The organism is Thermostichus sp. OS-CIW-26 (genome assembly GCF_054058395.1).
In genome coordinates, this window is record NZ_JBSSAG010000047.1 from 1 (window position 1) to 18,252 (window position 18,252).

Consider the following 18,252-nt stretch of genomic DNA (forward strand, 5'->3'; position numbering starts at 1 on the left):
CGTAAACCAGCCTAGAGGTTCGGGCCTGTTTTGTTCTCTGGTAGAGCAGAACAGGCTCAGGGCTACTGAAAGCCCGCTCCGTACCGCTTAGCGGTCGGAGCCGGGTAGTTTACGTCTTTAGACTTTGCAACCACTTTTCCAGAGCGCGGATGGGAGTCCGATCTCGGTAGACGCGCTCCTGGCGCCTCTTCACCTGTTGGCCCATTTGCTCTCGCCACTCTGGATCCAAGCCCAACTGACTGGCAATCTGGACGTATTCATCGAGGGTGTGGGCGATGGTATCCAGGATCCCCATCTGCTGCAGGATGGCGTAGGTGTGGCGGCCCCGCAGCAGGGATCCGGGCAAGGTGACGATGGGCAGGCCGTGGGGCAGGGCTTCCAGGGTGGTGTTGCCCCCTGACCAGCCGAGGCTATCCAGGTAAATATCCCCCAGGGCGTTGTAGGCGGCATATTCTGCAGGCGAGAGTTCCGGTAGGAGCACCACATACTCTTCGGCAGCTAGGTCATAGGCCTGAAAGGCTCGTCGCAGCCGCTGCCAAAAGCGCTCGCGGATCCCTTGGGAGAGGCGGCCCCGCAAAAATAGAAATTGACACTTCCCCACTTTCCGGGCGATGCGAGGGAACACCTCGTCGTACTGAGGTAAGTACTTGAATAGGGATTGGGCGCAGAGGTAAAGCACCCTGTCGGGATCCACCCCCCAAGCTTGCCAGTCCACAGGGGCGGGGTCAACTTCTAGGGGAATATAGTAGGTGCCGATGCCAGGCAGGGGCAGGAGCTGCTCAGTGTAATGGCCGGCCCCGTCCGGCGGCTCCATCAGCTCGCTGCTGAGGAAAACGTCTATTGTCGGCAGGCCAGAAGTTTGCGGGTGGCCCCAGGCCATCGCCTGTACCGGCGCCAAGCGGAGGGCGGCCAGTTGGGCACAGACCGGGTCAATGCCCACTTCCGGGTAGAGGAGCACATCCAGCTGTGCCTGATACATTTACGCTGAACACTGCTGAACATCACTGTTCAACTATGCAGCGATAGCATTCTGTTTGTTTCCAACCAGAATGGCGGTATCCCGCAAAGCTTTGAGTAGAATACCCAAAGCGCAGTTTCCGTGTCGTCTTACTACCAATTTTCTGCTTTGCTTTGGCTACCATGTTGGCAGACTCGAAAGTAAACAGAAAGATCAACTGGTAGTAATCCATACTGAACATATTATACATTATTTTCAGTATAGTTGAGCTTATTATTGACTAGAGTCATGCTCTCGAATAGCCGCTTGCCATTCTTCTATGCTGCGGGATCCGGCCACAAAGTGCTCAAAACGAGGGGGCAGGGAGCACGTGACCTCATCTTGGATGACCGAGGTGTGGAAGCCGTAGAGGGCCACTTGAGCACGATCCAGGGCTTCTACCCAGCCGCGAGTCAGGATCTTCCAAACGGAGTGATCCCGAAACAGGCCGGAGACAATGCCCACCCGCACTCGGCCAGGATGTCGCTGCCAGAGGACGGAGGGCTGGGGATAGCGGGCCGCCATCACGTCCCTCACCAAGGATCCGTAGAGCTGCTGCAGATCGCGGTCGTTCTGGCCTTGGTAGGGCAAAAAGAAGGGTTGGACGGAGCCGATCCCGGCAGCTGCTCGCTCCAGGGTTTCGGGATCCCGCGGCAGGTGTTCCCAGCGGCCCTTCACCTGTTGTAGGGCTTGGCGGTAGCGCTCCCGAGCCACGGAAACTTGGTCTGCCGAGGCGTACAGCAAGGGCAACTGGCTAACACACCAGCCCAGGGCCGCGGCCAAGTCGGCGGGATCCGCTTGCCAGAGTTGGTAGAACAGCTCCGCCGCTTCCTCCTCCCGGCCACAATCCCGCAGCAGGATGGCCAGGGTGTAGGCGGCATCGGCAAAGTCCGGCTGCAGCTCCAGGGCCTGTCCCAAGGGGACAAGGGCCGCCTCCAAATCCCCCTGCTGCCGCAGCACCAGCCCCAGCTGGTACAAAACTTCCGCGTCCGGCCCCCCCTGCTCTGGGGCCAGTTGCAGGTGAGTTTTCGCCTCCGCCAGCTGCCCCGCCTGCTTGAGAACAATTCCCAAATTAAAGTGGGCGTCGGGAAACCAGGGCTGGTGGGCAAGGGCCTGCCGGATCAGGGCAATCGCGTCGTCCAGGGATCCCTGTTGCTGCCGACAGACCCCCAAGAGGTGCAGTGCCTCGGGGTGGGTGGGCTGGGCTTGCAGCACCTGCTGGTAAAGTGAGACAGCCTGTGGCCATTGCCCTGCCTGGTGATGGCGAACGGCTTGGGCCAACAGACGCTGCAGGTGCTCTCCTCTGTCCTTTCCAGCTCTGCCTAGGCCAAAGCCTTTCCCCGGTCCAGACACAGTGAGCTCCTCTCGCCGGCGGATCCTGGGCCTCTACCCCATCAGCCGTTGGGGAAATTGAGAAAGCCCGCCAAGGCCGGAGCAATCGGCAACAGGGTCATGACCATCAAAAAGAGGGCCAGCAATGCCAAAGCATCCCGCTGACCGTCGGTTTCAGTAATCTCATCCTGCGGTGGACGCTCTGGCTCGCGGGCGATGAACAGGATCAGCAGCGCCCAGTAGAGGGCCAAGACGTTGCTAAAGGAAGCGACCGCCAGGGCAATGAGGGTGATGAAGGTGGCGCGGGCCGCCGTCTTCCGCCCGTACACCGCCTGCACAATGCGACCCCCGTCCAGCTGCCCTGCCGGCAGCAGGCTCAAGGCGGTGATTGCCAGGCCAATCCAGCCCACGGCAACAAAAGGATGAATGGGAACCAGCTCCGCCTGCAACTGGGATCCCAGCACCAGCCGCGCTAGGGTGCCTACCAGGATGGAGCTGCGGAAGATCTCCGTGGGCACATACAGACCCTCGGAGCCGGAGAGCTTCAGGCCAGCCAAGAGCACCAGCAGCGACAGGATCCCGCTCGCTGCCGGGCCGGCAAAGGCAATGTCGAAGAGGGCCTTGCGGCTGGGCACCGGCGATTGGATGCGGTTTAGGGATCCCAGCGTGCCAATGCCCAAGCTGGGGATAACAAAGGCAGGGCTGAGGCGCACCCCGTACTTGCCCGCCATCCAGCGGTGTCCGGTCTCATGCACCAGCAAGATGGCGAAGATCCCGGCCGCCACCGGCAGGGCTTCCACCCAGCGCCCCGGCGCATCCAACAGCCGGAAGCCCAAGAGATTGGCTCCCACCTCCAACGTGGCGACGAAGCTGAAGACCAGCAACGCCCCCGCCAGGATCTGCGCCCCCACGGAAGCGCGGTAATTGACGATGGGATCCGGCAAGACCACCACCGCCGGCTTTTCCGCCGGATCCTCCACCAAAAAGAGCTGGTAGCGACTGCCCACCTGCTCTTTGAGCTTCTCCACCAGCAGGGGTACCACCACCTCCGCCTCCTGGCGCAGGTTGCCCTTAAAAATCGCCCCTTCCCCATAGGGGACGGTCTCGGTGACGAAAAAGGTATCGAGGCCGAAAATAGACTGAATGGCCTGCAGATCCTCAGCCGAGATCCGCTGCAGAACCGCAGGCGCTTCCAAAGGCGCCTCCCCTGCCGAAGGGGCTTCCCCCTGCTCTTCCAGACGAGCCAACTGCTCGCGACGGGCCTGCAGCTCCTGCTGGGCCAACTGGCGGGTCTTGCGCCCCACGGCAATGTAAAGCCCTGTAAAGACCAACAGCAACACCAGGAAGCCTGCAAAATTGAGGTAGATCCCCAGCAGCAGCAGCCCCAGGAAAACCACCCACGGCAACAAGAGCAGGGATCCCTGTAACCACACCCAAACGGCTAAGGATCCCCGCCGACGGGCTCTCCAGAAGCCCCAACCCAAAAAGGCCAGCGTTCCCAGCAAAAAGAGCGGCGTAATCTCAGCGGCAATGTTCATGGCTGACCTATGAGGCTGTACGGGTACCAAGCTGAGGGCAAGACGGCTCAAGCAGAAACAGCCGTTCCTTCAAAACGGGGCTCCGGCTGCTCCCACAGGTAGAAGCCAGCTTTCCGAGGTTTCAGGAGGAACAGCCGCAAAAACTGATAGAAGTTATCCAAGTAGAGGGGCAGCTTGCGCAAACCCTTGAAGGGGCCGGATCCCCGGGCAATCTCCCTCAGCTTAGCGTTGTTGGCCACACACTTCTGCAGCCGCCGCACAAACTCAGGGTTTTCCACATCCAACACCACCGGAAACACCTTGGCCGCCTCGCGGTTGGTCTTGTAGATTACCTCCATGTCATAAGTATGGGGATCCAGCCCGATGAGGCGGTAGAAATCGGGGCGCTCTCCCACATCGTTGAGGTACATAGTGGCGAACACCGACAGCAAGAAGAAACGGCACCACAGCTTGGCCACCCATCCCTTGAGCAGCCGCGGCTGGCTTAGGAGCATGAGCGCAAAGAAATCGCCGTGGCGGTTCTCGTCCTGGCACCAGTTCTTGAAGAAGTTGAAGATGGGGTAAACGCGATCCTCGGGGTGGGCCTCCAGGTGGCGGTAGATGAGAATGTAGCGCCAGTAGCCAATCTTCTCCGAGAGATAGGTGGCATAGAAGATGAAGCGCGGCGCGAAATAGGTGTAAGACTTGTGCTTAGTGAGAAAGCTCAGGTCGAAGGCCATGTTGAAGTCGCCCATGGCGCGGTTCAGAAAGCCGGCATGGCGGGCCTCATCGCGGCTCATCAGGGCAAAGCACTCGGCCAAAACGGGGTTGGTCTCTTTTAGCTTGCGCGACAGCTCCTTGTAGAGGAGAAAACCGGAGAACTCGGCTGTACAGGAGCGCTCCAAGAACTCCACAAACAACCGGCGCGCCTGCGGATCCAGGCGGCTTTCCCAGTCTTGGTTGAACTCCTCACCCCGGACGAAGTGATGGCGGTTGTAGTCGGCGCGAAACTCCTGCAGGATGGCCCGGAAATCGGCCTCTCGATCCCCTAAGCCCATTTTGCCGATGGCCTCGAAATCGGTGGTGTAGAAGCGCGGCGTCAGGATGGTCTCGGTGGGCACTCGCGCTTGAGTTTGAGCAGCTTGCAAACTGGGACTCATAGTGATTTAAAGCGGATGAAAAGGCCAGGTATACTCTCGCAGTTTACCAGCCTCTCTGGCCGTCGTGGGGATAAGAAGTGTTACCGGTAGGCTCTGAGAGATCCTTAAGACTCCACTGCCAGCGGCTGGGATCGCAAGGGATCCGTCAGCTCGCTGCCCTCCTCCGAAGGCGGGATCACCTGCCAAAACAGAGGCAAATAGGATTCCCAATTTTGCAGAATGCGCTCCGCTTTGGGGGAATGGGTGCGGCGATAGTGCTCTTGGATCAGGCTCTTCAGTTGTGCCTCTGCTGCTGCTGTCTGCACCCGCTGAATGCGCACGATCTCCCCGTTGACCTTGGCGGGGAAGTTGCCCTCCTCATCCAGCACATAGGCCAGGCCGCCGGTCATCCCCGCTCCCAGGTTGCGGCCCACCCGCCCCAGCACCACCACCACCCCACCGGTCATGTACTCGCAGCAGTGGTCGCCGGATCCCTCGATCACCGCCTGCGCTCCCGAGTTGCGCACCGCAAAGCGTTCCCCCGCCTGGCCGTTGGCAAACAGGGATCCGCCCGTGGCCCCGTACAAACAGGTGTTGCCCAGGATTACATTTTCCGCCGGATCGCGGGGCGCCTCAGGGGGAGCCAGGATGACGATCTCGCCGCCACACATGCTCTTGCCCACGTAGTCATTCGCTTCTCCTGTCAGGGTCAGGCGCATCCCCGCCAGTGTAAAAGCGCCAAAGCTCTGGCCGGCGCTGCCGACAAAGCGCAGATCCAACTGCCCCCCCTGTTGGGCGAAGCCGGTATCTCCGTACAAGCGGGCCAAGGTTCCGGCAATGCGCCCGCCTACGCAGCGGTCGGTGTTGGCGATAGGGATCTCCACCGTGGCCGTGCCGCAGGTTTCCACCGCCTTCTGCACCTCCGGCTGAGCCAGGATCTGCTCATCCAGCACCGGGCCGTTGGAATGCACCGGCTCATGCTCCAACCAGTCGGGCAGGGTGTTGGGATCAAAACCGGGGGGAGTTCGCAGCAGACACTCCAAGTTCAAGGATTGGGTCTTCTGCAGAACGGCATCGGCCCGCGGACAGAGCAGATCCACTCGTCCAATCACCTCCTTCAGAGAGCGGTAGCCCAGTTGCGCTAAGACTTGGCGCACCTCCTCCGCCACAAAGGTGAAGAAGGTCACCACGTGATCTGGCGTGCCGGGGAAGCGCTTGCGCAACTCCTCCTTCTGGCTGGTCACTCCCACAGGGCAGTTGTTGGTGTGGCACACCCGCGCCATGATGCACCCCTCCGCAATCATGGCCACCGTGCCAAAGCCAAACTCTTCTGCCCCCAGCATGGCCGCCATCACCACTTCCCAACCCGTGCGAATGCCGCCATCCACCCGCAGGATGGAGCGCTGCCGTAGGCCGTTTTCCAGCAGGGTATGATGCACCTCCACCAGGCCCAACTCCCAAGGTGCCCCGGCATGTTTGATGGAGCTCAAGGGGGAAGCCCCTGTGCCCCCTTCATGGCCGGAGATTTGGATGATGTCGGCGTTGGCCTTGGCTACTCCTGCCGCCACCGTGCCGATGCCCACCTCCGCCACCAGCTTCACCGACACCTGTGCCTGGGGGTTTACCTGGTGCAAGTCGAAGATCAACTGCGCCAGATCCTCGATGGAGTAGATGTCGTGGTGGGGCGGCGGCGAGATCAAGGTCACCCCCGGCTTGGAGCGGCGCAGCTTGGCAATGTAGGGACTCACCTTTTTGCCCGGCAGTTGCCCGCCCTCGCCCGGCTTGGCCCCCTGGGCAATTTTGATCTCAATTTGCCGCGCGTTGAGCAAATACTCCGGTGTCACGCCAAAGCGGCCCGAGGCCACCTGCTTCACCGCCGAGCTGGCGTTGTCCCCCATGCGCAGTCCCTTCAGGTGGGGAAAGCGGGCCGAGGTGCCATCTGGGCCTACATCGGTGATGGGGAGGTATCGTTCCGGATCTTCCCCGCCTTCACCGGAGTTGGACTTGCCGCCGATGCGGTTCATGGCAATGGCCAGGGTCTCGTGGGCCTCGCGGCTGAGGGCCCCCAAGGACATCCCACCTGTGGCAAAGCGTTTGAAAATCTCCGACACCGGTTCCACTTCCTCCAAGGGAATGGGATCCCGGTCGCTGCGGAAATCCAGCAGGTCTCGCAACGCGGTGGGGGTGCGGCTGCGCAGGTGCGCCCTGTAGATCTCATAGTGGGCAGGCTGACCCGATTCGATGGCCTTGTGCAGCAGTTTGGCCATTTCTGGACTGTTGATGTGGTATTCGCCTTTGGGCCGCGCCTGGATAAAGCCAAAGTTCTCCAGCTTTTTCGAGGTGAGTTCGGGAAAGGCCCGCTGGTGATTCACCATGCCCTCGCGGGCCAGATCCGCCAGCGTCATGCCTCCCACCCGCGACACCGTGCCGCGGAAGGCCAGATCGATCACCTCTTGGCTCAGGCCAATGGCCTCGAAAATCTGCGCTCCGTGGTAGCTGGAGAGCAGAGAAATGCCCATTTTGGAAAGAATCTTGAGCAGCCCTGCCTCAATGGCGGCGCGGTACTTCAGTTGCACCTCGGCCAGGGAAAGCTGGGGCAACTTGCCGGCAGCCATCTGGGTTTGCGTCTTGGGCTTGTGCCACCACTGCCGCACAGCTTCATAGGCCAGATAAGGACAAACGGCGCTGGCCCCGTAGCCGATCAAGCAGGCAAAGTGGTGGGTGCTCCAGCATTGGGCAGTCTCCACCACCAGGGAAGCGCGTAGGCGCAGCCCCTCCTGGATGAGGTGATGGTGGATGGCGCCCACCGCCAACAGAGGTGGGATCAGAGCCTGCTCAGCATCAAGGCCGCGATCCGAGAGGATTAAAATCTCAGCTCCCCCCCGCACTGCCTGAGCCGCCTGCTGGCAGAGGGCCCGTACCTGGACCTCCAGTCCTTCTGGGCCGGCAGCCACCGGATAGAGAATCGGGAGCGTGTGGCAGGGAAAAGGGGTATGCTGCAGAGCGGCCAGCTCCGCTTCGTTGAGCACCGGGCTGCGCAACTGCAACAGGCGGGCATGCTCAGGGCGGATCTCCAGCAGGTTGCCCTTGGATCCCAGATACACATCCAAAGACATCACCAGGCTCTCCCGCAGGGGATCGATGGCAGGGTTGGTGACCTGGGCAAAGCGCTGCTTGAAATAGTCGTAGAGGGGATGAGGCTGGGTGGACAGCACAGCCAGCGGTGCATCGTCCCCCATGCTGAAGGTGGGCTCCTTGCCCGTAGCCGCCATCTCCTCGATGATCATCTCCACATCTTCTGAGGAGTACCCGAAGGCGGTTTGGGCTTGTAACAGTTGTTCTTCCGAGAGGTGAGGGGTATTTTCAAAGCCTTGGGTGCTGAGCTGAACGCGATGGGCTTTGAGCCATTCGCCGTAGGGGTGCTGGGCTGCCACCTGGGTTTTGATCTCCCAGTTTTTGCAGATTTGCCCGCTCTGCAGATCCACCGTCAGCATCTGCCCCGGGCCTAGCCGCCCTTTTTCCAAAATGTCGGTCTCCGGCAGAGGAACCACGCCAGCTTCCGAGGCCACCACCAGCAGACCATCGCGGCTGCGAGCGTAGCGGGCTGGGCGCAGGCCATTGCGATCCAACGTGGCCCCGATGGTTTTGCCGTCGCAGAAAACCACCATCGCCGGGCCATCCCAAGGCTCCTGCAGGCCGCCGAAGAACTCGTAGAAATCCACCACTTCCGGGTGATTCTGCAGTTCTGGCTGGTTGCGATAGGCTTCCGGGATCAGCACCATCATCGCCTGCTGAGTGGAGTAGCCCGACTGAATCAACAGCTCAAACACAGCGTCCAGACCTGCTGAGTCGCTGGTGCCCGGGTCAATAATCGGCTTCAGATCCTCGACCGCTGTACCCCAGCGGGGATGGGAAAGGGTTTGTTCGCGGGCGGCCATCCAGTTGACATTGCCCAGGTAGGTGTTGATCTCGCCGTTGTGGCAGAGGTAGCGGAAAGGCTGAGCCAGCGACCAACGCGGCAGGGTATTGGTGCTGAAGCGGCGGTGGTAGGTGGCGTAGGTGGTGGTGTAGAGGGGGTTTTGCAGATCTCGATAAAACTGGCCCAGAACCGACGATTGCACCATGCCTTTGTAAACGACAACCCGGCAGGACAAAGAGGCAAAATACAGAGCATAAAAGCCAAACCGAGCCTCTACCCGCCGCCGAATGCGCCGCCGCAACAGATAGAGCTGCTGCTCTAGCTCGTCTCCTTCCAGCGTGGGATGGGTGAGGAGCATCTGCCAAATGGAGGGCATGGTCTGCCGCGCCATCGGCCCCAGGCAATTGGGATTGACCGGTACCTGCCGCCAAACCACCCGCTGCCAGTCGGTGGTGGTCAAGTACTCATCGATCACCTGCTGCACCGCCTGACACTCAGCAGGATCCTGAGGCAAAAAGACCATCCCCACCGCGCTGTGAGTGGGATCCCAAGCTCGAATTTCTTCCCTCTCTGCCTGCAACAGCGACCAGGGGATTGCCGTTGCAATGCCCGCCCCATCACCGCTCTGGCCGTCGCCGCCACAGCCACCCCGATGTTCCATACAGGTGAGGGCCTGAAGGGTTTTCTGCAAGAGGTCGTGGCTGGCTCTCCCCTGCTGATCCACCAAAAAGCCGACCCCGCAAGCATCCCGCTCTTGAAAGTGCCAGTTTTCCTGCAGGATAGGGGCCGAGACCTGAGAGGGATGGGGATTCATAGGAGTAAAAACAGTTTGGAATAAATCACGCTTTCAGAGGTGGAAAACCAGCATATCGCACTCCAATCCGACAGGAAAAGGGGGGCAGTCTCAAGTCACGGCTGGCTCTTGCCAACAAGGCAACCGTTGGGGCAATCGGCTCAGCGAAGTAAAGACAAAAAAGCTCGCCATGAACAGATTTTTCGAGTTTCTTCTGCAGCTTTCCCCGACGGACTGCGGACGATCTGAGAAAGCTAGGGCGAATGCGCCAGCTCACACCGGCTCCGCTCGCTGGCAACTGGCCCTGTGGAGAACTGCGGTAGGGAGACAGCCGTAGGGTATGTCCAGGAAGAGGGCAACCCCACAGATGTACAACAGATGTACAAAGTCAGGCGTGCAACGGTCTATCGCTGGCTGAACCTAGAAGACCTCAGGCCGACAAAAGTCAAGACCCAGAAGCCAAAGATAGACTTGGCCGCCCTGCAGCAAGACATAGGCCAGGATCCAGGAGCTCAATTGTAAGGATAGAGCTCAGAGATTCGGGTCGCGCCAGCGGGACGGAGCCCTTGCCCTATTGACTATACTGGTGGTGCTCTGGGAGCAATGATACTATTACCCTAGATTTTTCGTGTTTCTGAGTAAGCTCATGCTGACTTGCCCAAACCGTCATTCTTTTAACTTAGATACGACAAGATCCATAATGGAAAGCGGCATTATCGATGCCAGGATTGCCACAGGCAATTTATACCTGAATCTACTCAAAAGATTGTCTCAGAAGTCAATATATCCCTAGTTAATAAACTTAAGCGACTTTCCATTGCTGCTATATCTTATGTAAATGAACTACCAGAACTCTGGACAAAATTATGTTAATCACAAATCAACTTATTCTTCCCAAATCATGGAGGTCTACCCGTCAAAAGAGGTACTTTGATCCTGCGATGCGACGAGCTATTGCCATTTGTGCTAGCAGGTTGGAGCTTGAAAGCAGGACGAGCTTCCCAAACTTGTTCAGAATGATTGTTCAGAATGACTGTGTCTCCACATGGATTGGAGTCAGTGTTGCCGAGAAAAGCCATATCCTTGCTAGATTGAAGTCATGGGATCCCTGACTCTACCCGGTAGAACTGAACTTTATGACCGTCCCTCTGATTCACAGCCGTGACGTTCTAGAGAGCCGTCTCAAGGAGATTCCTGCTGAACCCGGCGTATATTTAATGCGAGATGCCACGGATCAGATCCTCTATGTAGGCAAGTCCAAGAAATTGCGCTCTCGAGTGCGATCTTATTTCCGCTTCACCGGCGACCTGTCCCCTCGCATTCAGCGCATGGTAGCTCAGGTTTGCGAGATCGAGTTTATCGTAACCGACAATGAAAGTGAAGCCCTAGCCCTAGAAGACAATCTGATTAAGACCCATCAGCCCCCTTATAATGTTCTCCTTAAGGACGATAAAAAGTATCCCTATTTGTGTATTACCTGGTCGGAGCCTTATCCCCAGCTTTACATCACCCGCCATCGTCGCCTTGATCGGAATCAAGACAAATACTATGGCCCCTACACCGATGTTGGCCTGTTGCGCCATACCCTTGGGTTGGTCAAACGAATTTTTCCCTTGCGCCAACGGCCCAAACCTCTGTACAAAGATCGCACCTGTTTGAACTACGACATTGGGCGCTGCCCCGGGGTATGCCAAGGCTTGATCAGCCCAGAAGAGTATCGCAAAACGCTGACTCAAGTGGCCATGATCTTCCAAGGCCAGACAGATGAGCTGATCCGAGAGCTGCAGGAGAAGATGATCCAGGCCGCCGAACAGGAAAATTACGAGGCAGCCGCACGATATCGGGATCAAATTCGCGGTTTGGAACAATTGGGAGAATCCCAGAAGGTCTCTTTGCCTAACTCTACCGTCAGCCGTGATGCTCTGGCCTTGGCCATGAATGATTCACGAGCCTGCATTCAATTGTTTCAGGTGCGGGCAGGCAAGTTGGTGGGGCGGCTGGGGTTTGTGGCCGAAAACCGCGGTGACGACCCAGGCCTTATCTTGCAGCGGGCTTTACAAGAGCATTATCAATACTGCGATCCGGTGGAAATTCCCTCTGAGATTTTGACCCAGTATGAATTGCCCGATCACGATTTTCTGGAGTCTTGGCTGAGTCAGAAAAAAGGCCGCAAGGTCAGCCTTGTTGCCCCCCAACGGCAGAGCAAAGCCGAGCTGATCGAGTTGGTTGAGCGGAATGCCCAACTGGAGCTAACCCGCACTCAGCGCTTGGCGGATCGGGATGCCGCGGCCTTGGAGCGCTTGGCAGAAGTCTTGGATTTGCCGGATGTGCCCCGCCGTCTAGAAGCCTACGATATTTCCCACATCCAGGGATCCGATGCTGTGGCCAGTCAGGTGGTGTTTATCGATGGCCTGCCTGCCAAACAGCACTACCGCCGCTACAAGATTCGCAACCCTGAGGTGCGCCCCGGTCACTCCGATGATTTTGCCAGCCATGCAGAAGTGGCCCGGCGTCGCTTCAGCAAAATGACCCCTGAGGATCAGCCGGATTTGGTGCTCATCGACGGGGGCAAGGGGCAGTTGTCGGCAGTCATGGCCGTCTTGGCAGATTTAGGGCTGGATCACCTGCCGGTGATTGCCTTGGCCAAACGAGAAGAAGAGATCTTTCTGCCGGGGGATCCTGTGCCCCTGCGGTTGCCGGCCCAAGATCCGGCTCGCTTGTTGTTGCAACGCCTGCGAGATGAAGCCCACCGATTTGCTCTCGCCTTTCATCGCCAGCAACGGAAAGCGCGTCAACATGCCTCTACGCTGGACGAGATCCCCGGCCTAGGCAAGTATCGGCAAAAGCTGCTGATGGAAGAATTTCGGTCGATTGCCCGCATTCAGGTGGCCTCAGAAGACCAGTTGGCTCAAGTGCCCGGCATTGGCCCGAAGATTGCCCGACAGATTTACCGCTACTTTCACCCAGAAACTCAGGCGGAATCCCCGGAGACAGCGCAGGTGGAGTAGTTGAGAATCCGCGCAGGGATCCCTGCTCCCCCAGCACTCGGTGGGGTGATATCCACAGAAGCCTGAGCACCCTTCCTCGCCCGTGATTTTACGGGGTTAGGGGGGAACTTGTAGTGCGGGAAACATCGCTCAAAGCAAAAATGATACATAATCTCAGGGTCAGGCGTTCTTAGTGCCCTGGTACTGCTTGCCAATAGGGGATCCTGATGCTGGCCGGACTCGATGTGCTCCTGGAGAATGCTCCCATCGGGATCTTTCGTGCGGATCTGCAGGGACGGTACCGGTTTGCCAATGCCAAGCTTGCCGAGATATATGGCTATACTTCCTCTGCCCATTTGATGCGCCATCTGTCGGATTTTGGCCATCATCTCTATGCTGACGCTGCCGGTCGTCGCCAGTTTTTCCAGGATTTGCTTGCAGGCAAAGTCGGCGACGGGAGAGTGGCGCAAGAGTTTTTGATCCACAGTCGCAAGGGCTTGGACTTGTGGGTGCGAGAACAAATTCAAGTCGTCCGCAATCCAGCAGGGGATCCCCTCTGTTTTGAGGGGTATGTGGAAGATATCACGGCGCGGAAGCAGGCTGAACAAGCGCTTGCAGAGAGCCAACTCCGCTACAAAAGGTTGGTTTGTGCTATCCCACAAGCCTTAATGATCTTTAGCCGAGAAGGCCAATGCCTGGAGCTGATTTCTTCCTCGGAGAATGCTTGTGTTGCCTCACTCCCAGCAGAGCACCTTCAGGGAAAAGCAGTGCAAGAGCTGTTCGGCCCTGAGGTTGGCGATCAACTGCAGAGGCTGATTGACCGTTGCTTGAGCAGCGGATCCCGGCAAACTCTAGAGTTTCCCCTAACCAACTCAGCAGGGGAGCTCCGTCACCAGCAAGTTTGCGTGGTTCCCCACGGATCAGATTGCGTGCTTGGCTGCATTCAAGATATCACCGAGCGCAAGCGGCTAGAGCTGGCCTTGTTGGAGATTCAACAGCGATTCTGGGGAATTGTGGAGTCCTGCAATTTGGGCATTTCTCTGCTGCCTCTTGAGCCAGAAGCTAGTCCGCATGGCATGAACTCAGCCCTCAAGGATATAACAGGATATTCTGCAGAGGAATTGAAGGCTTTGCCTCTGGAGGCTTGTATCACAGACTTGGCCGATGTTGAAACTCTAAAAAAACTTTGGCAGGAGTTGGTTGATGGCCGGCGCAGTCATTATGAATGGGAACATCCCTACACCCGTAAGAATGGCCAAATCATCTGGGTAAAGTCTCAGATTTATGTTGTGAGAGATGAAGAACAAAAGCCTCTATTTGCCGTTCACTTCCTGGATGATATCAGCGAGCACCGATCTGTCAAATTCGCCCTTGATAAAATCCAAAACCAGCTACAAGGGATCTTCAACTTCTGTAGCCAAGGGATTGCTCTGATGAGCTTGGATCCTGATCCCCGGTATCTCAGCCTCAACCCGGCAATGGCAGAGATTACAGGGTACAGCGAGGAAGATTGGTCAGCTCTGAAAGCGGAAGATTACACCCCCTATCCTGAAGATCGAGAACGGGGCGAGATACTCTGGAATGAATTGATTGCCGGATACGCTAGCAACTATGAATATGAAAAGGCGATCCGCCGTAAAGATGGCAGAGAGATCTGGGTTCGCCTGCAACTGTCTGTAGTGCGAAACGCTCAAAACGAGCCTCTGTTTGCCATCCAATTTCTAGAAGATATTTCCGAGCGAAAAAGGGCCGAAACTCACCTGCGAGAAAGTTTGGCCGATCTGGCCCGCAGCGAAGCACGTTACCGCGCTCTTTACGAAGCGATCCCAGATATGCTTTTGCAAGTGAATCGGCAAGGGCTAATCCTGTCCTACAAGCCCCCCAAAGGATTTGCATCGGCCTATCCCGATGACCGCTATCCTAACCAGTACATTCAGGATCTGTTTCCAGAGCATTGGAAAATCTACTTTGCTCCCTTGTTGGAGAAAGCCTTTCAAACGGGAGAAATTCAGGTTATTGAATATCCGCTTCCCAAAACTTCTCAAGACACTGCGGAAGCATTGCCGGAATATCGTGAGGCACGTCTGTTGCCCTTTGGGCCGGATGAGGCCATTGTTTTGGTGCGCGATATCACCCTGCGTAAGCGTTTGGAGCTGGCCCAGCAAACGCGAGAAGCTGAGTTAACAGCTCTGGTGCAACAGCGAACCCAGCAACTGGAACGCAGTCTGCAGTTTGAATCGATTCTGCGCCGCCTTACCCATCAGATACGGGCAACTCTGGACGAAAAGCAGATCTTGCAGACGGTTGTGAACGAGCTGGGGAAATTTTTGGGCGTTCTTTTTTGCAATGTCGGCCTTTACGATAGCCGCCGAACCTACTCCCTGATCAGCTATGAATACACGACGCTTTCGACCTCTGGGGTCGGGGCTCGGGTTTGGATGAGAGATTTTCCCCTCTTCTACGAACAGCTATGGCGAGGCTGGTGCTTTCAACTGTGCGCTCGGGATCGCCAACGGGATCCCAACACTCTGCCCCCCTATCTGACCAAGCTGGCCTGCCCCATTGCGGACGATCAGGGCATTCTTGGGGATCTGTGGCTGGCTCGGCCTCCTGAGGAGAGCATGCCTCTAACCCCCAAAACCCTGAACTTTGCTGAATTTACTGAGCTTTAGGCGGTTTGGCAAAAGTCATTGAGAGGGATATAGTAGACCAAGTTTCCCCCTGATCCTTGAGTCCACCGCAACGGTTGCCGGGAAGTGAAGGGGGAAAGCGCTCGGGGGGTATTCCTCAGGGCTTTGCGGGATACCGCCTTCCTGTTTGGACTCCGTCCCGCTGACGCGAACAGAGATAGGCAGGATGCGATCGCTTCTTTCCTGAACCATGTTCAGGAGAGTTCAGCGTGAATGTATCAGTTTTAGCGATTGGGAAATCGATTTGGCCCAGCAAATGGCGGCCCAGTGCGCGATTGCCCTGCGACAGGCCAGGCTCTACCTCAGCAGCCAGGCTCAGGTGACGGAATTGAAAAAACTCAGCCAAATTAGGGATAACTTCCTGGCCGCCGTCTCCCATGAGCTGCGCACTCCCCTTACCAGCATTAGCCTCTCGGTTCACCTGCTGAAACTGAGCCATCAAGTTTCTCCTCTCACCCCCAAGCAAATCCAGTATCTTGAGGTTCTGGAGCAGGAGTGCAAGCGAAAGATCTCCCTAATTAACGATCTTCTGGATCTACAAACTTTGTTGGGCGATAGGCTTACGCTGCCCTCTGAGAAGGTTAACTTGCCTTTCCTTTTGGCACCTCTCATCAATCGGTTCCAAGACCAGATGCGCAAGCGGCAGCAAACCCTAGAAGTTCACTGGGATCCCCACCTGCCCTATCTGCACACCCATCCTCGCCTGTTGGAACGCTTGGTCTGTGAGCTTTTGACCAATGCCCACAAATTCACGCCCGCCGGCGAACACATTGTCCTAGAGGCTGTTGCTTTAGGTTCCGACCGCTGGGAGCTGCGCTTGACCAACACGGGCACCACCATTCCCCTCGAAGAACAAGAACGCATTTTCGAGCAGTTTTATCGCATCCCCCACTCGGATCCCTGGCAGCAGGGGGGAACAGGCTTGGGATTGGCTCTGGCCCAAGCCATTGCCAGCCACTTGGGCGGCTCTTTGCAGGTGGAAAGCACTGCCCACCAAACCACGTTTATTCTTCGCTTGCCCGCAGCAGAATCTTGTTGACGATTCGGTTTGGGCCACTTATGGTGAGATTTACCATATGGGGGGCAGGGTGAAGGTAGCGCTGTTGCAGTTGAACTACACTGTCGGCGATCTAAGCGGAAATGCCGAGCGCATCCGTTCAGCGGTTGAGGCAGTGGCGGCGGCGGGAGCAGAGTTGGCCATCACCTCCGAGCTGGCGTTGCTGGGATATCCACCCCGCGATTTGTTGCTCTATCCGGCCCTGGTCGAGAGGGCAAGCCAGGTTTTGCAGCACTTGGCCAGCCGGTTACAGGCCAGCATTCCGGTAGTCGTGGGATCCGTGCAGCCCAATCCTCTGCCTGAGGGTCGGCCCCTTTACAATGCTGCTGCCTGGCTGGAGGGGGGCCAGATCCGCCATTGGTTCCAGAAGTCGCTCTTGCCCACCTACGATGTCTTCGACGAAGATCGCTATTTTGAGCCGGGATCCCAGCCCCAACCCATCGAGTACCGTGGCCGCCGCCTGGGCTTTACCATTTGTGAAGACATTTGGAACGACCGCGATTTTTGGCAGCACCGCCGCTACCACTGGGATCCGGTGGAACAGATGGCCCGCTGCGGTGCCGACCTGCTGATTAACCTCTCGGCTTCCCCCTTCAGCCTGGGCAAACAGAAGTTGCGGGTGGAGATGCTGGGATCCCTGGCCCGCAAGCACGCCCTGCCCATTCTCTACGTCAATCAAGTGGGGGGCAACGACGATCTCATCTTCGATGGGGCCAGTTGTGCCGTGGATCGCCGGGGTCGGGTTGTGGCCCAAGCGGCTGCCTTTCAGCCGGATCACCTCATCCTGGATGTGGACGAGTTGACGCAGTCTCCCAACCCAGACCAGAGCCCACCGACCGCGGGATCCCGCTGGCCGACCGAGCCGGAAGCTGAGCTGTACGAGGCGTTGGTTTTGGGCACCCGCGATTACGTCAGCAAATGTGGCTTTCGCGAGGTGGTATTGGGCCTGTCGGGAGGGATCGACTCTGCCGTCACTGCTGTGATTGCTGCTGATGCCTTGGGGCCGGAGCGGGTGCTGGGGGTGCTCATGCCCTCTCCCTATTCCAGCCCTGGCAGCCTGACCGACGCCTACCAACTGGCGCAAAACCTGGGGATCCCGACCCTGAAGCTGCCGATTCAGTCCATCATGGAGAGCTACCACCAGCTTTTGGCAGAGCCCTTTGCCGGCCTCCCCCCAGACATCACGGAAGAAAACCTGCAATCTCGCATTCGCGGCACCCTCCTCATGGCCCTTTCCAACAAGTTCGGGCGGCTGCTGCTGACCACAGGCAACAAATCAGAGCTGGCAGTGGGCTACTGCACCATCTACGGGGATATGTCCGGCGGCCTGGCGGTGATTTCCGATGTGCCCAAGACCTGGGTGTACCGCTTGGCCCGCTGGATCAACCGACAGCAGGAGCGGATCCCGCTTGCTACGCTGACCAAGCCCCCCTCGGCAGAATTGCGACCCGGCCAACAAGATAGCGACAGCTTGCCCCCCTACGATTTGCTGGACAAGATCCTGCAGCGGCACATCGAGCAGCATCAATCCGGCCCCGAGTTGGTGGCTCAAGGGTTCGATCCCGACATCGTGCAGCAGGTGCTGCGGCTGGTTCAAAAAGCCGAGTTCAAGCGACACCAAGCTCCCCCTGGGCTACGCATTACCGATCGCGCCTTCGGCACCGGCTGGCGGATGCCAATCGCCAAGCGGCAGGAAGGGATCATCTAATGGAACTAGTGGGATACCCTCACCAAATTTTCGGGCTGGAGGCCCGCACCATAGCCGCAGGCTTGGTGTCGAGAGGAAAGCCCTCCTCCATATAGGTTTGCTGGTCAAAAGTC

At 57.9% G+C, this 18,252-nt stretch carries 10 protein-coding genes; 5 read left to right on the forward strand and 5 right to left on the reverse strand.

All coding sequences use genetic code 11. The features are described 5' to 3' along the window. Positions 1-109: 109 nt before the first annotated feature. From ACVW0C_RS13245 to ACVW0C_RS13265, 5 genes are all read right to left on the reverse strand, one after another. Complete coding sequence (locus tag ACVW0C_RS13245; protein WP_457385849.1) at positions 110-979, reverse strand: O-linked N-acetylglucosamine transferase family protein; 870 nt, start codon at positions 977-979, stop codon at positions 110-112. 252 nt (positions 980-1,231) lie between these two features. Then, positions 1,232-2,278 carry a tetratricopeptide repeat protein gene (locus tag ACVW0C_RS13250; RefSeq protein ID WP_457385851.1) on the reverse strand — a complete coding sequence of 349 codons (1,047 nt, stop codon included), beginning with the start codon at positions 2,276-2,278 and terminating at the stop codon, positions 1,232-1,234. 113 nt (positions 2,279-2,391) lie between these two features. After that, positions 2,392-3,867, reverse strand: a complete 1,476-nt coding sequence (locus tag ACVW0C_RS13255) for a site-2 protease family protein (RefSeq protein WP_414523049.1) — start codon at positions 3,865-3,867, stop codon at positions 2,392-2,394. A gap of 47 nt (positions 3,868-3,914) precedes the next feature. Continuing rightward, positions 3,915-5,006 (reverse strand): magnesium-protoporphyrin IX monomethyl ester (oxidative) cyclase, encoded by a 1,092-nt coding sequence (gene acsF, locus ACVW0C_RS13260; protein WP_414412625.1) that lies wholly within the window; start codon positions 5,004-5,006, stop codon positions 3,915-3,917. Between the two features lie 104 nt (positions 5,007-5,110). Beyond that, a complete protein-coding gene (locus ACVW0C_RS13265) occupies positions 5,111-9,718 on the reverse strand; it encodes a glutamate synthase-related protein (RefSeq protein WP_457385853.1) in 4,608 nt (1,535 codons plus the stop codon). A 285-nt stretch (positions 9,719-10,003) separates the two neighbouring features. On the opposite strand from ACVW0C_RS13265, the gene ACVW0C_RS13270 reads away from it, so the two are divergent. From ACVW0C_RS13270 to ACVW0C_RS13290, 5 genes are all read left to right on the forward strand, one after another. After that, entirely contained in the window at positions 10,004-10,219 is a 216-nt protein-coding gene (locus ACVW0C_RS13270; RefSeq protein WP_414329292.1) for an IS630 transposase-related protein, read from the forward strand. A 614-nt stretch (positions 10,220-10,833) separates the two neighbouring features. Beyond that, positions 10,834-12,705: an excinuclease ABC subunit UvrC gene (uvrC, locus tag ACVW0C_RS13275; protein ID WP_414418784.1), complete on the forward strand. Its 1,872-nt coding sequence runs from the start codon at positions 10,834-10,836 to the stop codon at positions 12,703-12,705. Positions 12,706-12,911: 206 nt separating this feature from the next. Then, on the forward strand, positions 12,912-15,356 hold the full coding sequence (locus tag ACVW0C_RS13280) for a PAS domain S-box protein (protein WP_457385854.1): 2,445 nt from the start codon (positions 12,912-12,914) through the stop codon (positions 15,354-15,356). Between the two features lie 262 nt (positions 15,357-15,618). Then, the gene (locus ACVW0C_RS13285; protein WP_457385856.1) at positions 15,619-16,413 is read left to right on the forward strand and encodes a sensor histidine kinase; all 795 of its coding nucleotides are present in this window, start codon (positions 15,619-15,621) and stop codon (positions 16,411-16,413) included. Positions 16,414-16,462: 49 nt separating this feature from the next. Then, entirely contained in the window at positions 16,463-18,139 is a 1,677-nt protein-coding gene (locus tag ACVW0C_RS13290) for an NAD+ synthase (RefSeq protein ID WP_457385857.1), read from the forward strand. Positions 18,140-18,252 lie beyond the last annotated feature (113 nt).

Bases quoted from the DNA above. Each gene is read 5' to 3' on its own strand.
- ACVW0C_RS13245 (WP_457385849.1), bottom strand. From the start codon at position 979: ATGTATCAGGCACAGCTGGATGTGCTCCTCTACCCGGAAGTGGGCATT.
- ACVW0C_RS13255 (WP_414523049.1), bottom strand. From the start codon at position 3,867: ATGAACATTGCCGCTGAGATTACGCCGCTCTTTTTGCTGGGAACGCTG.
- acsF (WP_414412625.1), bottom strand. From the start codon at position 5,006: ATGAGTCCCAGTTTGCAAGCTGCTCAAACTCAAGCGCGAGTGCCCACC.
- ACVW0C_RS13265 (WP_457385853.1), bottom strand. From the start codon at position 9,718: ATGAATCCCCATCCCTCTCAGGTCTCGGCCCCTATCCTGCAGGAAAAC.
- uvrC (WP_414418784.1), top strand. From the start codon at position 10,834: ATGACCGTCCCTCTGATTCACAGCCGTGACGTTCTAGAGAGCCGTCTC.
- ACVW0C_RS13280 (WP_457385854.1), top strand. From the start codon at position 12,912: ATGCTGGCCGGACTCGATGTGCTCCTGGAGAATGCTCCCATCGGGATC.